Origin of the sequence: Chitinophaga sp. 30R24, assembly GCF_049056765.1 — a bacterium.
GTDB lineage: Bacteria > Bacteroidota > Bacteroidia > Chitinophagales > Chitinophagaceae > Chitinophaga.
Genome location: NZ_JBJGXX010000001.1, coordinates 1,271,099 through 1,288,762, shown reverse-complemented (window position 1 = coordinate 1,288,762; position 17,664 = coordinate 1,271,099). Strand labels below are relative to the sequence as shown.

Annotated in this window: 17 protein-coding genes and 1 tRNA gene; 14 read left to right on the top strand and 4 right to left on the bottom strand. The window is 43.5% G+C overall.

Features of this window, described 5'->3' with window-relative positions; translation table 11 throughout:
* Positions 1 to 139: 139 nt before the first annotated feature.
* From ACDQ55_RS05425 to ACDQ55_RS05415, 3 genes are all read right to left on the bottom strand, one after another.
* Positions 140 to 601, bottom strand: a complete 462-nt coding sequence (locus tag ACDQ55_RS05425) for a DUF983 domain-containing protein (protein ID WP_420980173.1) — start codon at positions 599 to 601, stop codon at positions 140 to 142.
* A gap of 13 nt (positions 602 to 614) precedes the next feature.
* Positions 615 to 1,493 carry a helix-turn-helix domain-containing protein gene (locus ACDQ55_RS05420; protein ID WP_420980172.1) on the bottom strand — a complete coding sequence of 293 codons (879 nt, stop codon included), beginning with the start codon at positions 1,491 to 1,493 and terminating at the stop codon, positions 615 to 617.
* A 146-nt stretch (positions 1,494 to 1,639) separates the two neighbouring features.
* Positions 1,640 to 4,033, bottom strand: coding sequence for a prolyl oligopeptidase family serine peptidase (locus ACDQ55_RS05415; protein WP_420980171.1), 2,394 nt, complete (start codon positions 4,031 to 4,033; stop codon positions 1,640 to 1,642).
* 270 nt (positions 4,034 to 4,303) lie between these two features.
* Between ACDQ55_RS05415 and ACDQ55_RS05410 the strand changes: the two genes are divergently transcribed.
* From ACDQ55_RS05410 to tatA, 11 genes are all read left to right on the top strand, one after another.
* The gene (locus tag ACDQ55_RS05410; RefSeq protein WP_420980170.1) at positions 4,304 to 4,978 is read left to right on the top strand and encodes a FadR/GntR family transcriptional regulator; all 675 of its coding nucleotides are present in this window, start codon (positions 4,304 to 4,306) and stop codon (positions 4,976 to 4,978) included.
* 59 nt (positions 4,979 to 5,037) lie between these two features.
* Positions 5,038 to 6,258 (top strand): MFS transporter, encoded by a 1,221-nt coding sequence (locus tag ACDQ55_RS05405; RefSeq protein WP_420980169.1) that lies wholly within the window; start codon positions 5,038 to 5,040, stop codon positions 6,256 to 6,258.
* 348 nt (positions 6,259 to 6,606) lie between these two features.
* On the top strand, positions 6,607 to 7,257 hold the full coding sequence (locus ACDQ55_RS05400; protein WP_420980167.1) for a tetratricopeptide repeat protein: 651 nt from the start codon (positions 6,607 to 6,609) through the stop codon (positions 7,255 to 7,257).
* Between the two features lie 131 nt (positions 7,258 to 7,388).
* The gene (locus ACDQ55_RS05395; RefSeq protein ID WP_420980166.1) at positions 7,389 to 9,332 is read left to right on the top strand and encodes a TonB-dependent receptor plug domain-containing protein; all 1,944 of its coding nucleotides are present in this window, start codon (positions 7,389 to 7,391) and stop codon (positions 9,330 to 9,332) included.
* Positions 9,333 to 9,349: 17 nt separating this feature from the next.
* Positions 9,350 to 9,943, top strand: coding sequence for a DUF6580 family putative transport protein (locus tag ACDQ55_RS05390; protein ID WP_420980164.1), 594 nt, complete (start codon positions 9,350 to 9,352; stop codon positions 9,941 to 9,943).
* Between the two features lie 178 nt (positions 9,944 to 10,121).
* Positions 10,122 to 11,453: a DUF5074 domain-containing protein gene (locus ACDQ55_RS05385; RefSeq protein WP_420980163.1), complete on the top strand. Its 1,332-nt coding sequence runs from the start codon at positions 10,122 to 10,124 to the stop codon at positions 11,451 to 11,453.
* A gap of 94 nt (positions 11,454 to 11,547) precedes the next feature.
* The gene (gene cobU, locus ACDQ55_RS05380; protein ID WP_420980161.1) at positions 11,548 to 12,066 is read left to right on the top strand and encodes a bifunctional adenosylcobinamide kinase/adenosylcobinamide-phosphate guanylyltransferase; all 519 of its coding nucleotides are present in this window, start codon (positions 11,548 to 11,550) and stop codon (positions 12,064 to 12,066) included.
* A 10-nt stretch (positions 12,067 to 12,076) separates the two neighbouring features.
* Entirely contained in the window at positions 12,077 to 13,123 is a 1,047-nt protein-coding gene (cobT, locus tag ACDQ55_RS05375; protein WP_420980160.1) for a nicotinate-nucleotide--dimethylbenzimidazole phosphoribosyltransferase, read from the top strand.
* Positions 13,120 to 13,896 carry an adenosylcobinamide-GDP ribazoletransferase gene (locus ACDQ55_RS05370; RefSeq protein ID WP_420980158.1) on the top strand — a complete coding sequence of 259 codons (777 nt, stop codon included), beginning with the start codon at positions 13,120 to 13,122 and terminating at the stop codon, positions 13,894 to 13,896. The genes cobT and ACDQ55_RS05370 overlap by 4 nt, the downstream gene beginning before the upstream one ends.
* Positions 13,881 to 14,441, top strand: coding sequence for an alpha-ribazole phosphatase family protein (gene cobC, locus ACDQ55_RS05365; RefSeq protein ID WP_420980157.1), 561 nt, complete (start codon positions 13,881 to 13,883; stop codon positions 14,439 to 14,441). The genes ACDQ55_RS05370 and cobC overlap by 16 nt, the downstream gene beginning before the upstream one ends.
* Before the next feature lie 125 nt (positions 14,442 to 14,566).
* Positions 14,567 to 14,782 (top strand): twin-arginine translocase TatA/TatE family subunit, encoded by a 216-nt coding sequence (gene tatA / locus ACDQ55_RS05360; protein ID WP_420980156.1) that lies wholly within the window; start codon positions 14,567 to 14,569, stop codon positions 14,780 to 14,782.
* 118 nt (positions 14,783 to 14,900) lie between these two features.
* Here the strand turns inward: tatA and ACDQ55_RS05355 are convergent, their stop codons facing one another.
* Complete coding sequence (locus tag ACDQ55_RS05355; RefSeq protein WP_420980155.1) at positions 14,901 to 15,185, bottom strand: DUF5690 family protein; 285 nt, start codon at positions 15,183 to 15,185, stop codon at positions 14,901 to 14,903.
* Between ACDQ55_RS05355 and ACDQ55_RS05350 the strand changes: the two genes are divergently transcribed.
* The 3 genes from ACDQ55_RS05350 to ACDQ55_RS05340 all read left to right on the top strand — a co-directional run bounded on the left by ACDQ55_RS05350 (position 15,184) and on the right by ACDQ55_RS05340 (position 17,659).
* A complete protein-coding gene (locus tag ACDQ55_RS05350) occupies positions 15,184 to 15,750 on the top strand; it encodes a MarC family protein (RefSeq protein WP_420980154.1) in 567 nt (188 codons plus the stop codon). The genes ACDQ55_RS05355 and ACDQ55_RS05350 overlap by 2 nt on opposite strands.
* 48 nt (positions 15,751 to 15,798) lie before the next feature.
* Positions 15,799 to 15,870 (top strand) — tRNA-Arg (locus ACDQ55_RS05345).
* 694 nt (positions 15,871 to 16,564) lie between these two features.
* Positions 16,565 to 17,659: an acyltransferase family protein gene (locus tag ACDQ55_RS05340; RefSeq protein ID WP_420980153.1), complete on the top strand. Its 1,095-nt coding sequence runs from the start codon at positions 16,565 to 16,567 to the stop codon at positions 17,657 to 17,659.
* The last annotated feature ends 5 nt before the right edge of the window (positions 17,660 to 17,664 follow it).

Below are 17,664 nucleotides of genomic sequence, written 5' to 3'. Positions count from 1 at the left end.
TTGATAAAAACCCACGATGGAGATCTCCTGCCTGGGGCGGCAGTTTGTGCGGGCAATTGCTTTTATATGTATACTATTACGGTGCAGTATAAACGATTCAACTGCATGTTTTTTTATTCACATTAATACCATTATTTTTTCATACTGCATTCTTAAAAGTGGCATTAGACCTTCCGGTGCCTTCCGCAGACCGGTGTTGCCAATCTTCATCATAGTACACGAAAAATGCCATCCAGATAGTACGGGACCAACGCATAATAAGTGGTTGTAATATAATTAACAACAAGGCATTTACTCCCAGCCACCAGAAGATACGGTTATCATAAATAGAAAAACCAATAAACAGCCACCAGGCAATCAAACTGGCTACACAAACGGCGATAGACAAGGCATAACTCACATAGCCGGTACCATAGTAAAAGCCCACTTCTACTTCTATCTGCTGTCCGCATACGGGGCAATTGTCTGGCATACTAAGGCAATTCTTAAGATCGTAGGGATTTTGAGTGGTATAAATAGCACCACGTCTGCAACGGGCGCATTTGTTTCCCAATATGCTTTTCAGCAGGCTGGGTTTCTCATGATGTTTATCTGCACACATATAGTTGAATTTATCAGGAGATATTTTTCCGGAACTCTTCCGGTGTTACTCCTACGTATTTTTTAAAAAACTTGGTGAAGTAAGAATTATCTGCAAAACTGAGCTGCCAGGCAATAGACGAGATACTCATATCTGCATTGATCAATAACCTCTTAGCTTCCAGGAGCACTCTATCGCGGATTATTTCCCCGGCAGATTTGCCCAACATATGACGACAAAAGGCATTGAGATAATTAGGCGTTACATATAACAAAGCTGCATAATCTTTCGGCAGGCGGAGCTGCATATAATGCTGGTCTACCAGCTTACGGAAATTTCGCAGCAGTACATAATTATGCGGTGGCTCCTGCCTTGCCTGGTCCTGGCGACTGGCACGGGCAACCTGTATAAACATTTCCAATGTCAGTAACCGTAACATGTCTTGGTTATATACTTCCAATCCAGACATTTCCCGGAGCATAGATTCAAAGAGGTTGGTTATACCAGGAATTGCTGTTTTAGGTAACTGCACTACCCCTTCTGCGCTCACTCCGCTAAAAAACGGGAACCGTTCCACATAGGCGCCATCCTGAAGGAAAGCATTAAAAAAAGCAGCAGATACATTCATAATATACCCTTCTGTTTTACCAGTAAAAAACCAGCTATGCACCTGGCCTGGCACCATAAAATACAGCTGGCCGGCTTTTACAGGGAAACGCTCAAAATCAATCGTATGACTGCCACTTCCACCGGTAAAAAATGCCAGGTGATAAAAAGAGTGCCGGTGTGGAAAATGAAGGTCTTGATGAATGCCCAAGTACTCCGGAAACCGGGCTACTAGTATATCTTCAGATGCTGGTTTTCCCATGGCCAGCGAACAGATATCATATGTGGGAATAAGTGCCTTTGACATGATACATCGAAGGTACAAAGGAAGTAAAAAAACGGGTTGTGGTATTAGGGGCTTTAATGGTACTTTTTACCTATTGTTATTTTTACTGATGTAACAGAGGCGCGGAGGTATTTCCCCTTCCCCGCCTCTGTTTAACTATTGCATTATTATTTTACGTATTTCATTAACCACTCGTCCATTTCCCAAAGCATATGCAGGATACTTTCTTTAGCAGCGTATCCATGGGCTTCCTGTGGCAGGAATACCAGCCTGGCGGTACCGCCATTGCCTTTAATAGCATTATACAACCTTTCGCTCTGGATCGGGAAAGTACCGGAATTATTATCGGCTTCGCCATGGATCATCAGCATAGGCGTTTTCAGCTTATCAGCATAAGAGAAAGGAGACATTTTATAATATACATCCGGTATCTGCCAGTAGGTACGTTGCTCATTCTGGAAGCCGAAGGGCGTTAAAGTGCGGTTATAAGCGCCGCTGCGGGCGATACCTGCTTTAAACAGATTGGTATGTGCCAGGAGGTTGGCCGTCATAAAAGCGCCATAAGAATGGCCACCTACTGCTATGCGGTTTTTATCGCCAATGCCCATTTCTGTGATCTTTCCTACAGCTGCTTCAGCATTCATGACCAGTTGTTCAATAAAAGTATCATTGGGCTCTTTATCACCTTCTCCAATAATAGGCATTTCGGTAGCATCCATCACTGCAAAGCCGCGGGTTACCCAAAAAATAGGGGAACCATAGGTAACACGGGTGAATTTATAGGCAGAACCCCGTACCTGTGCAGCATCACTGGCAGATTTGTACTCACGCGGGTAAGCCCACATCAGCACTGGCAGGCGGCCATCTTTCGCAGGATCATATCCTTCCGGGAGATATAGCATTGCGGTAAGATCTACGCCATCCTGACGTTTATATTTAAGCAGTTGCTTCTGTACACCTTTAAGTTGTGGTTGTGGATGCGGGAAAGCTGTTAACGCTACAGAAGTTTTCTTCTTCAGGTCTTGTAAATAATAGTTTACGGGAGATGTAACCGATTCACGGGCTATCACTACCACGAGTTTCGCCGGATCGATGATATCTGCCACCTGTTCGTAGTACGGAGCCTGAGAGCGCCACAAGATGTGCTGTTTATTGTTATCCAGGTTATAGGTAGCCAGGAAAGGGCGGTCTCCTTCCGGAGAGGCGCCGGGTGCGGTCATCAGCAGGTCGTGTGCAGATGATACATATAACACGGACCTGTTGTACTGGTTCCGGATCATCACTGGCTCTCCCGGATCATTATAACGGTCGTTTTCTGACCTGTCGATCAGCGTAACGGGCGCTTGTGCGGGATGAGAAGGATCAATACGGCTGATATGCACCTTCTGTTGTGCGTTATTGGCGTCAGTTACCAGCGCTAACTGGGTGTTGGCCCAGCGGATGCCATCAAAACGGTTCACTGTTTTTACCAGGATCTCCGGCGCAGCAGAAAAAGGCGCTGTTATGGTATTTACCATATCGCGGAAAGGCACGTCTTTCTTAGGATCACCGCCATCGAGCGCCTGTACCCACCAGATGGTAGCCGGGGCGTCGTTCCGCCAGGAAAAATGACGAGGATAGTTGCTGGTAGCATCGAAACCTTTGGGTCTTACTTCATCCAGCGGATTGCTGGCTAACTGCTTTACCAGTTCACCATTTGTTTTCCAGATTTCTACATTAGTAGGGAAACGATTAGCACCCACCAGATAAGAATAAGGACGGTGCAAACTTTCCATCAGCAAATACTGATTATCCGGAGAAGGAGCAGCCTTTGCATAAATAGCTGGCTTGCCAATAGTTTGTTCTCCATTATCGCTGATAATAACAGGCTCGGATTGAAAATAGTAATCAAAAAGCTGTTCATCATATTGATTCTTAAGCATATCCTGGTAAGTGGCTGCCGGTGCTGCCTTGCCACTGGTTTGCTGTACCGTAGGGCCTTCCGGGGCCAAAGGCCTCTCCGGCGCCTTGCCGATACTGCCTGGTACTGCCAGTGCGAGCACCCGGTTATCATCAAGCCAGGAGAAAACATCGCCAATAATATCATTGAGCCGGCGTTTACTCCATTGCGTAGCCGCGCCGGTAGCAACATCTGCTTTCCATAAAGTAATGCTGCTGTTATCTGTTACCGCAAAGGCAATGCTTTTGCCGGAGGGCGACCAGCTTACATGACTGATCCGTACATTAGCAGGCAGGCCTGTAACCGGATACTCTTTAGTACCATTTACCAGTTTAATACGTATGCCCGTTACATAATTGGCCCTGCTGGGACCAAAGTTAGCCGGGTTAATACGTAATCCTGCCAACCGGTATTCCGGCTGCGATAACTCTTCTATAGTAGGATAACTGGTACGGTCCATTACCAGCATTATATCTCCTTTACTGTTGAAATCCACCAGCGGTGAAGGAGCCGCCATGGCCAATTCCAGTATACTTTGGGGAGGAGTCTGATACTTTAGCGCGTCCTGTGCATAGGTACGGAATGCCACAAATAGTGACAATGACAGCATTAGTTTTCTCATATAGCAGTTGATAATTAATCACCAAGATTGGCAAAATAAACTTATTGCCACAGCAATCAAAGCAGAAAATGATGAATGACGTACATTAAAGTTATCAAGCATATCAAAAAGATCCCCCAAGCCGGTATCGCACCAAAAAAATTACAATGCTGGCATACAGATCCGCCAGAATAGGCAATTGTGCAACATATCGGCTAAAATACCCATTACTACCTGCAAACTATATTTGAAATTTTAAAAATGATATTATCTTTGTAAACATCAGATGATATGATGAACGTAACTACTTCTCCTTTAAAACGACTCAGCCTGGCAGAGGAAGTGGCCAACCGGCTGCAGGAACAGATCGTGTCTGGCAGCTACAAAGTAGACCAGCAGCTCCCTACAGAACCGGAGCTGATGTCTCAATTTGCTGTAGGCCGTTCCAGTATCCGGGAAGCGGTAAAACTACTGGCACACCGGGGTCTGGTACGGGTACAACAGGGACTGGGAACTTTTGTGCTATCCCAAACAGGGACTGGGGAGCCTTTATCACAAAGGTTGCAGCGGGCAGAGTTTAAGGACCTCAATGAGGTACGCTACCTGCTGGAAGTAAAGATTGCTGAAAAAGCAGCTATCCACCGCAGTAATAAGGATATAGAAAGAATGAAAGGATTCCTGAAAAAACGGTATGAATATGCCAGTAATAATCAACTCGAAGCTTGCATACAAGCCGATATTAATTTCCATAATGCCATTGCAGAAGCGGGCAAAAACGAAATTATGAGGGACCTTTATAAAACAGTAGCAGAGCAATTGAAACAATCGTTTATTATACGTTACGGTAATACGGAAGTATTTCTGACCACCCAACATTTTCATGATGGCCTGCTACAAAGCATTATAGACAAAGATCCAAAGAAGGCGCTAATATGGGCCACCAAGATCAGTAATAAAAATCAATAATCCGTTCAACTAATTTTTTACCCTTAAACATCAGATGATCTGATCTCAAAAGAACAGCCATGGCAACAACTTTAACAGAAAAGTCCACGACTGCCGCACATGATACAGCCCAGCAAATGGTACTGTCTATTCTAGTGGCGTTGAGCTTTACCCATTTTCTGAACGACACCTTACAATCGCTTATTCCTGCTATGTATCCGGTGTTGAAAGGTTCCCTTAAACTGAACTTCTCCCAAGTAGGATTGATTACCCTTACCTTCCAGATGTCGGCCTCCCTCTTGCAGCCACTGGTAGGTTTTTACACCGACAAAAAACCACAGCCCTATTCACTGGCTATTGGCATGGGTTTTACCTTGCTTGGACTCGTAAGCTTATCCATGTCGCATAGTTTCCCCATGGTATTATTATCCGTAGGACTAGTGGGCATTGGTTCTGCTGTATTTCACCCCGAAGCTTCCCGGCTGGCTTATATGGCCTCTGGCGGCAAGCATGGCATGGCGCAGTCGCTGTTTCAGGTAGGCGGTAATGCCGGCAGTTCATTAGGCCCCTTGCTGGCAGCAGCGGTTATTGTTCCCTTTGGCCAGTTCCACGTGATCTGGTTCTCTGTGGCAGCCTTATTGGCAATTGTGGTGATGCTGAATATCAGCAAATGGTACATGAACAATACCCATCGTATTAAACCTAAAAAAGTGGCGCACCAAACCCATCAACCAACACTGTCTACTACCCGTGTAGTGGTATCGTTGTTGATCCTCCTGGTGCTGATCTTTTCCAAATATTTTTACATGGCCAGCATGACCAGCTACTATACGTTTTATCTGATAGACCGTTTCCATATTTCCGTACAGAGCGCACAGGTATATTTATTTATCTTCTTATTTTCCGTGGCAGCCGGCACATTCATTGGCGGCCCTGTTGGCGACCGTATCGGACGTAAATATGTGATCTGGATTTCCATTTTAGGGGTGGCGCCATTCTCCTTACTGCTACCGCATGCTTCCCTGCTGTGGACTGCTGTATTGAGTGTATTCATTGGCGTTATCCTATCATCTGCATTTTCCGCGATCCTCGTGTATGCCCAGGAGCTGGTACCCGGTAAAGTAGGCATGATTGCCGGCCTCTTCTTCGGATTGGCCTTTGGCATGGCCGGCGTAGGATCTGCTCTCCTGGGGCGTCTTGCCGATGCTACCAGCATCGCCTATGTATACGAGGTATGTGCTTACCTCCCACTGATAGGATTATTAACAGGATTCCTGCCTAGTCTGGAGAAAAAACGTTGATATTAGCTATTTGCGGATTGTTTCGGAAAATAGGTTATAGTATACTTTATTTTGCTGAGGGTGTATCAATAGTCCGGTACACCCTTTTTTATGGCAATGCTCAGCCCCTGTAATATACCTTCTTCAACAAACACTTACCGGCGCCATTTATCTGGCTGAGCAGACCAGGTAAATGGGTGATCTGCAAAAACAACCTACTGGCGGACAATATGTCTTATTTTAGGGCGCTCCCTACGGGTAGGGAGTGTTTCCTTATAGTAAATTTGAAAGACTGCAAATGAAAACCCATGAGGTGTTTTTTTTATTTATCTTTGCTTCCTCTATTAGTGATTTACGAACAGTTTTTTCATGAAAGCATTTAATTTTTTTATTCTATATCGCCTGCCGATCGGTATTTTGTTGTTAATAGGCGGTATTGCTCTGGGTATATCCGTAGGCTGGTGGGAAGCCACCATTGTGCTGTTGCTGGGTGTTATCTGCCTGACTACCCATGTCTTGTTTGGCCCCATGCGGCTGGTACAGGAAGCGGTAGAAGCTGGTGACCTTGAAAAGGCCAATGCCCTGATGAACCAGGTAAAATTTCCTACACTGCTGTATAAACCTATCCGCTCTGTATATTATTTTATGCAAAGCAATATGGCCATGTATTCCAACGACCTTGATAAGGCCGAAGCCACCATCCGCCAGAGTATCAGCTCCGGCAGTCCGATGAAGGAGTACGAAGGCATGCAGTATTTCCAATTGGGTACTATCGCCTATCAGAAAAATGACCTGAAAACGGCTGATCAAAACCTGAAAATCGCCATGCGTAAAGGCTTGCCAGATAAAGAAAATACTGCCGCCGCATTATTAACGCTGGCTTCTATTGCGGCTAACCGCAAAGACTTCAAGTCTGCTAAAGAATATTTCCGCAGAGCCAAGGCACAAAAGCCTACTACTCCACAGATCGTAAGCCAGATCAAAGAAATGGATAAATATATTTCCCGCATGCCGGGCTAACTTTTAGCCTTTGGCTACTGGTAATTAGTATAAAAAATGCAGCGAAGATGAAATAAACCGTTTTGTCTTTGCTGCATTTTTTATTAGCCCAACCTATCATATCGTCACAAAGCAAATTAATCACCTCCTGGATGAAAATAAAACTTTACGCCACCCTTCTCCTCACCGGCTTATACACCGCCGTTACCGCACAGGATTCTAGCCGTATCAGCCAGCTGAACGAGGTAATTGTTACCGCCACAAAAGGACCACAAAAAGCCAGTGAAACCGGCAAAGTGGTGACCATCCTTACCCGAGAGTACCTGGAACAGAATAGTGGCCAAACCATCGCCAGCCTATTAAACCGTCAAACAGGGCTCATTATCAATGGCACCGAAAACAACCGGGGCACCTTTCCTAATATATACATGCGCGGCGCAGCCAATGGCAATACCCTCCTACTCATAGATGGCATTCCGGTAAATGACGCCTCCCAGATCAATAATACCTTCGATCTCAATTTTATTACACCCGACCAGGTAGAACGCATAGAAATACTCCGCGGCAGCCAGTCTACCCTATATGGCTCCAATGCAGTTGCCGGGGTCATCAACATCATTACCCGGAAAACCGGAGATAAGCAATTTGGTATAGGCGCATCTGCCAGTTATGGCAGTTACCGCGACTTCACCAGCAACATAAACGTACATGGCCGCCTCCAGGATTTCTCATATCTAGTAAGCTATCAACATGAAAATACCAGGGGCTTTTCGGATGCCTACGATTCTACTCACCGGGCTGGATTTGATAACGATGGCTTCCATCAAAACAGCCTCTTCACCAAACTGGGACTCAATATCGGTTCACGGTGGAACCTGCATTACCTGCTCAATTTCAGCGACTATCACCACAACCTAGACGAAGGCGCCTTCAAAGACGAAAAAGATTATACCGGCAAATCCCGGTTCTTACTCAATGGGCTCAGCAGCGAATACCGGTTCAAAAAAGGCTCCTGGCATTTCCTCTACAGCTACCAGCGTAGCCACCGGAAGATCCTCAATGATTCTTCTTACGTAGGTGCAGGTGCGTACGCCATCTACGACAGTTCCTTGTTTGCTGCAAATACCCACCAGTTTGAAACGTATGTGAACTGGGATATCAATAAAAAGATACGGCTCATTGGCGGAGGTACTTTCAACCGGTCATCCACCAACCAACAGGATTATCTCCTGAGCAGCTTCAATCCTGTACCCGATACTACGCTATTATCACCGGATAGCTCCCATACCATACAAACCAGTTTATACGCCTCCTTCCTGTTGCATAATCTGGGCGGGTTTAACCTGGAGCTTGGCGGCCGGCTAAATCATCATAACCTGTATGGCGGAAATCAAACTTTTTCCTTTAACCCATCTTACCTGATCCAACATCATCATAAACTATTTGTAAATATTTCTTCCGCCTATAGTGTACCCAGCTTGTACCAGCTATATGCAAAAGATTACGGCAATACCGCACTGAAACCGGAAACCACCGTGAGCTACGAAGCTGGTTATCAGGCCAGCCTGGTACAAGGAAAAGTGGATTTCCGGATAACAGGCTTCTCCCGGCAAACCCGTGATCTCATCATCTTCTATTCAGACCCGGTTACTTATGCCGGCCAGTACCGCAACGCCAATAAGCAAAAAGCCTATGGGGCCGAACTGGAAGGCAGCTGGATGATTGCCCGTGGGCTGGTGCTCACAGCTAACTACACCTACGTAGATGGCCGCATCAACATTAACCAGGATGGTAAAGACACCTCTTATTATAATCTGTACCGGATACCCAAACATGCCCTGAATGCAACGCTGGGCTACCAGGCTACACCCGCTTTGTATGTAGCTGCCATCGGCAAATATATAAGTCAGCGGTATGAACAAACCACGCGTTTAGGTGATTATTATACCTTGAATTTATACGGTGATTATAAATTCGGTAACTTGCTGAAAATTTTCGCCGGGTTTGGGAATATTACAAATTATCAATATTTCGATATTTCAGGCTATAATTCAAAACGCTTTAATTTTAATACCGGGATTGTATTTAATTTATAAATATTAAAACCAACATAATGTCTTTAAAGAATCTTAATCCGCGATTTGGTGTATTGTTGCTTTTCATTTTGGTGGCAGGGATTTTACGCGTCGTATTAGGCGCAGATACCAGCATGTCGCCAATAGCAATGTTTTCCCCGGTAGGCGCCATGGCTTTATTTAGCGGTGCTTCCTTTTCGCAGAAATGGAAATCTTATGCTTTCCCTTTATTAACCTTGTTCATTAGCGATGTGATCCTGATGCAGGTTTTTCATAAAGAATATGCTGCAGGTTTACTGTACAAAGGCTGGATATGGAACTATGCCAGCTTTGTGCTGATGGTACTGTTGGGTCAACTGCTCATTAAGAAAGCTAGTGTAGGCAATATCGTGGTAGCTTCCTTTAGCGCAGCGCTGATCCACTTCCTCGTATCCAACTTTGGTGTATGGGTAAGCGGCTCTACTGATATCACCACCAATTTACCCTATACCCGCGATATAGCCGGTTTAACCAAATGCTACATCATGGGCATTCCTTACATGAAATATTTACTGGTAGGTAATCTGATCTACAGTGCAATTTTCTTCGGCAGCTTTGAACTGGTAAAACGTAGGCTGCGTTTTGCCCAATAATAGTTATAACTTTATTTTTTAGAGATTTAGTACCCGACAAATAAATATATTTGCCCGGTATTAAATCTCTAAATTATTATAGGGAAATCCATTCCGCATCAGTATTCTGTTGTCAGCTACAGTCATCCGGCTGTTATTATCACCTATATACAAAAGCAGACCTAATAAATCATTCATCATGCGCAGCATTACACGCAAATTTCAATTATCACTTACTGTAGCAGCTTTTGCTATTGCAGGATTAGCTTCCTGCTCCAAGAACAATGAAGCGGCAGTTATTGTACCACAAATTATAGCCCCCGGACTGAAAGATGGTAAAGATACTATTTACATAGGCGACAGCAGGGTATTAAGTCCTTCGCTGGCTGATGTAAAAAATCCCAGCTTTCTTTGGCTGGTAAATGGGAAAGAAGTAAGTACCGACTCTATCTATACCTTTACAGCTACCGAAAGAGGCGATTACACCATCTCCTACAAGATCATCTCCGGCAACAGTCTCAATACCTACTATTACAGCATTAAAGTATTAGGCAAATTCGAAAATGGATTTTTCCTGGTCAATGAAGGCTGGCTTGGACATGAGCCGGGAGACGTGAACTTCTACCGCTATGGCGAAGATTCTGTATATCAGTATGTTTTTCAACGTAATAATCCAGGTAAAACCTTAGGCACTACTACCGAATATGGCGCTATCTATAACAACAAATTTTACCTTATTTCCAAACAGGGCGTAGGTTTAGTAGTAGCCGATCCTGGTACGATGAAAGAAATTGGCCGGATAGATAAACTCCCTGCCAACGGTAATGCCTTCGTAGGTATCAACGAAACTACTGGCCTTATAGGCACAATCGACGGCCTTTATCCCATCAACCTGCAAACATTAGCGATAGGAAACAAGATCAACGGCGTAAGCGGCCAGATTGGCGGTATGATCAAAGCTGGTGGATATGTGCTCGTTATGTCGCAATCACAGGGAATAGTAGCCTTAAACAACACAGATTTCAGCGTAGCCCAGGTATTGGGTAAGGCAGACGTAGGCTTTTCGGCCACACCGGATGGTACCGTATGGGCAGGTAGTAACCAATACCTGTTTGGCATTAATCCGCAAACCCTTGCCATAGATACCGTAAACGTACCCTTTAACGTATATGGTTCCTGGGGCGCCTGGAATGCCGGTATGCTCAGTACTTCCACCATCGAAAATGCCGTATTTGTAGGTAAAACCAACAGCTGGGGCGCCGGCGGACGTGAAATTTATAAATATCAAGTAGGCAACCCTGCCTCCCTGCAAACACCTTTTGTAACAATTCCTGTTGGCCGTGAATTATATGGTGCCGCGCTGAGATACAATACCAATAACAATACCCTGATCGTAACGGATGTAAAATCGGGCTATGGCCAAAATTACGCCGACAACGCACTTTATATCTACGATGCCAGCAACGGCAATTTAAATAAAAGCGTAGCTTACAGTGGCTTTTTCTTTCCTGCCATGCCTGTTAGCTTTTAGGAACCGGCACCCATTAGGTAGTAGCAGAAAGAAAGCTATTCAGTAAATAAGTGGCTGGCGCTATTTTAGCCGCCAGCCACTAAAAGCCCAGACGATGTTGCATTTAATTACTGGTGGGGCCAGATCCGGAAAAAGCAGTTATGCACAGGAACTGGCCTTATCCATGAGTGCCCATCCCGTATACGTGGCTACCGCCAAAATATGGGACGACGAATTTGCCGAACGTATACAACGCCACCAGAAAGAGCGGGGACCAGCATGGGTTACCTATGAAGAAGAGCTATATATCAGCAAATTACCGCTCGGAGAACAAGTGGTGGTAATTGACTGCGTAACTTTGTGGCTCACCAATTTCTTTGAGCAATACGCATACGATGGCGACAACACCTTACAGGCCATGCTGGCGGAAATAACCACCCTGGAAAAATATGCGGGGCTCCATTTAAGTAATTTCATCGTTGTGACCAACGAAATAGGAATGGGCATACACGCCGATACAAGAGCCGGCAGAAAGTTTACCGACTTACAGGGCTGGGTAAACCAGCACCTGGCACGCATCGCCAATACGGTTACACTAATGGTATCGGGCATACCAGTTGTAATAAAGCAATAAATCAGGAGGCATGATACACAATATCAGGATTACACCTGTTTCGCAGGCATTGAGAACAGCATTACAGGATAAGATAGATCAGAAAACCAAACCGCCAGGCTCCCTGGGTAAGCTGGAAAACATTGCTTTACAGGCAGGTTTGGTACAGGAAACGTTATCACCGGTAATAAAAAATCCTGCTATTATTGTTTTTGCAGCCGATCATGGTATTGCAGCCGACGGACAGGTAAATCCGTTTCCTCAAGCTGTTACTGCGCAAATGGTATATAATTTCTTACAGGGTGGTGCGGCCATTAATGTTTTTTGCCGCCAGCACCAGTTAGATCTAACGGTAGTAGATGCAGGCGTAAATCATGAATTTCCGCCCCATCCACTGCTAAAAAACCGCAAGATCGGCATGGGCACCCACAATTTCCTACACATGCCTGCCATGTCGCTAGACCAATGCAAATTGGCCATGCAGGCCGGCGCAGAGGAAGTAAAGCTATTGCACGATAAAGGCTGTAACATTATTGGCTTTGGAGAAATGGGTATTGGCAATACCTCAGCAGCAGCGTTGTTAATGAGCCATTTTACCCAAATACCTGTGGGTGAATGCACCGGTGCAGGTACGGGTAGCAATGCACAACAGCTTGCACAAAAACGGGCCATTTTACAGCAGGTAGTAGCCAAACATGCCCGCCCCGCTTCTCCGGAACAGGCCCTGGCCACTTTTGGCGGTTTTGAAATTGCCATGATCTGCGGCGCCATCCTGCAAGCGGCCTCCCTACAAATGCTGGTGGTGGTAGATGGCTTCATTGTTACCGCTGCCCTGCTGGTAGCCGCCCATATGCAGCCGGCTGTAAAAGACTATTGCATTTTCGCACATTGCTCAGAAGAAAAAGGACACAAGGCCATGTTACAATACCTGGAAGCTACTCCTTTATTACAAATGGATATGCGCTTGGGTGAAGGCACCGGGGCGGCACTGGCCATGCCTGTGATACAAAGCGCCGTTGCCTTCCTGGAGGGAATGGCCAGTTTTAACAGTGCACAGGTGTCAAATCGTACCGTATGAAAAAACAGTGGCAGCTATTGCTAACCGCTATCATGTTTTATACCCGTTTACGCATTCCTGTTAACATTCCCTATCATCCGGATATGCTAAACCAGGCCAGCCGCTTTTTTCCACTAGTGGGCTGGATAACGGGCAGTATCATGATAACTGTAATATATATATTGGGCAGTATTGCACCTCCCATGATCAGTATCCTGCTAGCTATGATTACCGGCGTGTGGATTACCGGCGCTTTTCACGAAGATGGATTTGCCGATATGTGCGATGGATTTGGCGGCGGATGGACCAAAGAAAAAATCCTGGAGATCATGAAAGACAGCCGTATAGGTACTTATGGTACAATCGGCCTCTTACTGATCATGGCTCTCAAATTTTTAGCATTAGCGGAAATGCGGCTGCCTATCGTCATGCTTACCATTATCAGTGCCCAGCCCCTGAGCCGTTTTGTGGCGCTCACAGTGGTATACACCCACAAATACGTGCGGGAAACCAGCGATAGCAAAGCCAAACCTATTGCCAGAGGTATCTGTTTTTCTGACCTCTTGATAGCAGCGCTATGGGGGTGGCTACCTTTTATTATCGTAGTGGCATATCTCCAAAACTATACGTTGCTGCTAACTATTCCCGCTTTATTACTAGGGCGGTGGTACCTGGTAAATCTTATGCAGAAATGGATTGGCGGCTATACCGGCGATTGCCTGGGCGCCATACAACAGGTATCCGAAGCGATCATCTATTTATGCTTTTGTATTCTCACATGGAAATATATATAATCCGGCATACCACCCCGGCTATTGAAAGTGGTATTTGTTATGGCGGCGGTTCCGATGTGGATGTAGCCCCAAGCTTTGAAACGGAGGTAGCCAGGTTAAAACCATTGCTGCCTACACAAGCAGTAGATGTATACACCAGCCCGCTGCAACGCTGCGAAAAACTGGCGGTAGCATTGTTCGGCGATCATTACACCAAAGATGACCGGCTAAAGGAAATGCATTTCGGTAATTGGGAAATGCTACCCTGGGACCAGATTAGCCGCAATGCCCTGAACAGGTGGGCCGAAAATGTAGTATTTGAGCATATTCCGGGAGGAGAAAGTTATGAAGAACTATACACCCGCAGCATTGCTTTATTAGACGAACTCATCATTAAAAACAGGGATGTTGTTCTCATTACGCATGGCGGAGTAATCCGCTCTATACTTGCGCATGTAACCGATACACCATTGGTAGATGCATTTGACCTGGCAATAGATGTAGGCAGGATTTCTCATTTACAGGTAAATGAAGAGGGTATAAAAGTAATTTTTTCTAATTTATAATTAGATGTATAAGAATTAATTATGCAATTATTTTTAAATATCCACCCAAAAAATAAAAATACTAGTAAATCGTGCTAACTTTATGTTTGCATCGTATATAAAAGCACATCATAAAATCTGATATAATGACAACATCTTTTCTGAATATTCCGCTTTTGTTTTTGCAGGAAGTAGGTATCAAAGAATTACTGCTGATAGCATTGGTAATACTGTTATTGTTTGGTGGTAAAAAGATACCTGAATTGATGCGCGGTTTGGGTAGCGGCATACGTGAATTTAAAGATGCCAAAGATGAACCAAACAAGAAAGGAAGAAACGCTGATGCAGATGCAAAGAGCTAATTAAATTCCTTGTTATAAAATACGATAAAAGCAAATTGTGCATTAACTGCGCGATTTGCTTTTTTGCTCAAGCGGCAATCTCTATTTTACCACCGTCAACTCCTATCTGTTTACTGATTCATATCGCTTTTAAATATGCCGTGATTCCCCAGTTCACGATGGCCATTTTTTCTACTGACTTCACGAAACCGGAAGAAAAAATAAAACTAATAGACAATACCGCTCCCATCAACTCTGTGCTGCGCCTGCCTTCCAGGTAGCTGAACACCAGTCCCCATATCATTCGCAAAGGAGGTCCATTCACAAAACTGATCTGAATAATGATATCCTCCGTCATATAAGTAGTAGTAGTTATAACAATATAGGCAGCATTCTCCCTATATTTACACAAAAAAGTGTCCATGTTCAGTATCGACCAAATTCTGGCAGTTACCTTTACCTTATTTGCGGTGATTGATATCGTTGGGTCTATACCGGTACTTGTATCCCTAAAAGAAAAACTGGGACATATAGATGCCGGCAAAGCCACCATCGCTTCAGGCATATTAATGATCTTATTCCTGGTAGTAGGAGAACCCTTCTTAAAGCTGTTGAGCGTAGATGTGCATTCCTTTGCAGTAGCGGGGTCCATTGTTATCTTCGTAATTGGCCTGGAAATGATTCTGGGCATTGAGTTTTTCAAGGGCGATCAGGATGCCAAGGCCGGCAGCATAGTGCCAATTGCCTTTCCACTGGTAGCGGGTTCCGGTACCCTCACTACCATTATGTCGCTCAAAGCCAACTTCGGCGGGTATAACATCCTGGCAGGCATTTGCTTTAACCTGATAATCGTATACCTCGTACTGCGCAGTTTAAACTACATAGAACGCTTATTGGGCAAGGCAGGACTGATGGTATTACGTAAGTTTTTCGGAGTAATTCTGTTAGCGATCGCAGTAAAAATATTTAAAAGTAACATCAATCTTTAATGTGATTTGGGATTATACTATAGAAAATGTAGATTTGCGCCAGTTTATGGCCTCGTAGTACAATGGATAGTATAAGAGTTTCCGAAGCTCCAGATTCAAGTTCGATTCTTGACGAGGCTACAAATTTTTCGCGAAGGCGCCGATTTTACCGGCGTCTTCGTCATTTTTACCAGATTGGTTGTCGCAATGGTTGACTCTACCCCCCGTTATCATTTAGCAATTTTCATAATTTAATTAGCCTTAATCGGAGATTCTAAACGAGGTTAACAAGTGAAGCTTAAACATCTTAAAGAACCGCCGTGCTGGGCCAGCATATCACAGTTGATCTTTATTACCTGATAACCATATTGGGATAATGCTTTTTCATTTACATTATTATAGTACATGGTTCCTTTCAGGTTGGTTAATGTGTATTCCGGCAGGATGACCATTTAACCGCAGAAAATTAACACAGCAGCCGTTAGCCGCATAGGTACAGCATTTCTTTTTAGCCGCACTGGAGAGGGAAAATGGAATACAGCTGAAGGAGGCAAAGTCTTACCCCAGATAAAACTCCAAAGAAAGCCACAGTATAATTGTATTTGCAAATGACAGAAAGGCTATTCTTTTCTTGATGAACTTAATTCACCAGTAGTTGACAGCAATTTTATAAATTGCGCATCCAATATTAAATTCAATTAGCTTATAAGCTTTCGAAACAATATTACTATCAGTAATTATGCTAGAATTGTTTGTTTTTTAGACCCTTGTACATATTTTTACGTGCTCAAAGTCCGGGAATTCCCTTGTGTTTGAGAATAAATATAGCACCTGAATGAACGAAAGAAAAAAATTTTACAACCTACAAGTTTGCAGGGGTATTGCTGCCATAATTGTGTTATTGGCACATGCTAATCTTTTAATTAACAAAGATATATTTTCCGGCTTCTTCATTGTTGGCTGGAGTGGTGTAGATTTCTTCTTTGTACTAAGTGGGTTTATAATCTATTATATAAACATAGATTGCATCGCCCAAAAAAATACATTTAAAGAATATTTATCTAAAAGATTAATTCGTGTATATCCTATATATTGGGTATATACATTCTGTGCTATTCTCTTACACGTTTTACTTTTTAGATTTTCTAATATAAAACTTATAACTTGGATAGATTTAAATGCCTTGTCCTTATACAAGTCAATATTATTATATCCAACTCATGTCACAGCCAACGAAATGCCTATTCTTCCTATTGCTTGGACATTAAGTTACGAAGTGTTATTTTATATTATTTTTGGCATATGTATACTGGTGGGTAGAAAGTTTTCTGCCTATATAATTCTATTCTGGATTATTGGAATATTATTAAAAATGTTCAGTATTATAAATACAGCCAATAATCCGTTATTAGAAACACTGTTTAGTGATAGAAATTTTGAATTCCTTTATGGTTGTCTAATTGCAGAATTAACTTTACTCAATAAAATCATTAATAAAACTTCGCAATCAATTACTATTTTGTCGATAGCTATATTATTTTTAGCTGTTTCTTGGATTAACGAAGCTTTTACATTAAATATAGTCCCCAAAAGAGATATTCTAACTTTTGGCATCCCATACAGCTTAATCATTTACGCTCTCATTTCATTGGATACGTTTAAAATCAAGACCAGATTTAAATCCGGTCTTGTATACTTGGGAGATGCATCATATTCTATATACTTAACCCATTTTATCGGCATTGTTATCTTAAATTCCTTTATCCATAAATTTATTACCAACGATTACGCTATTTTTCTTATAATCGTAACAATCTTAACAGTACTAGGTTGCTGTTGTTATAGCTATATCGAAAAACCAATTTTGAAATACATCAATAAAAAATTATCTAATGCGGGTATTAAATATAGCGAACTGAAAAAAAACTAAGTGGC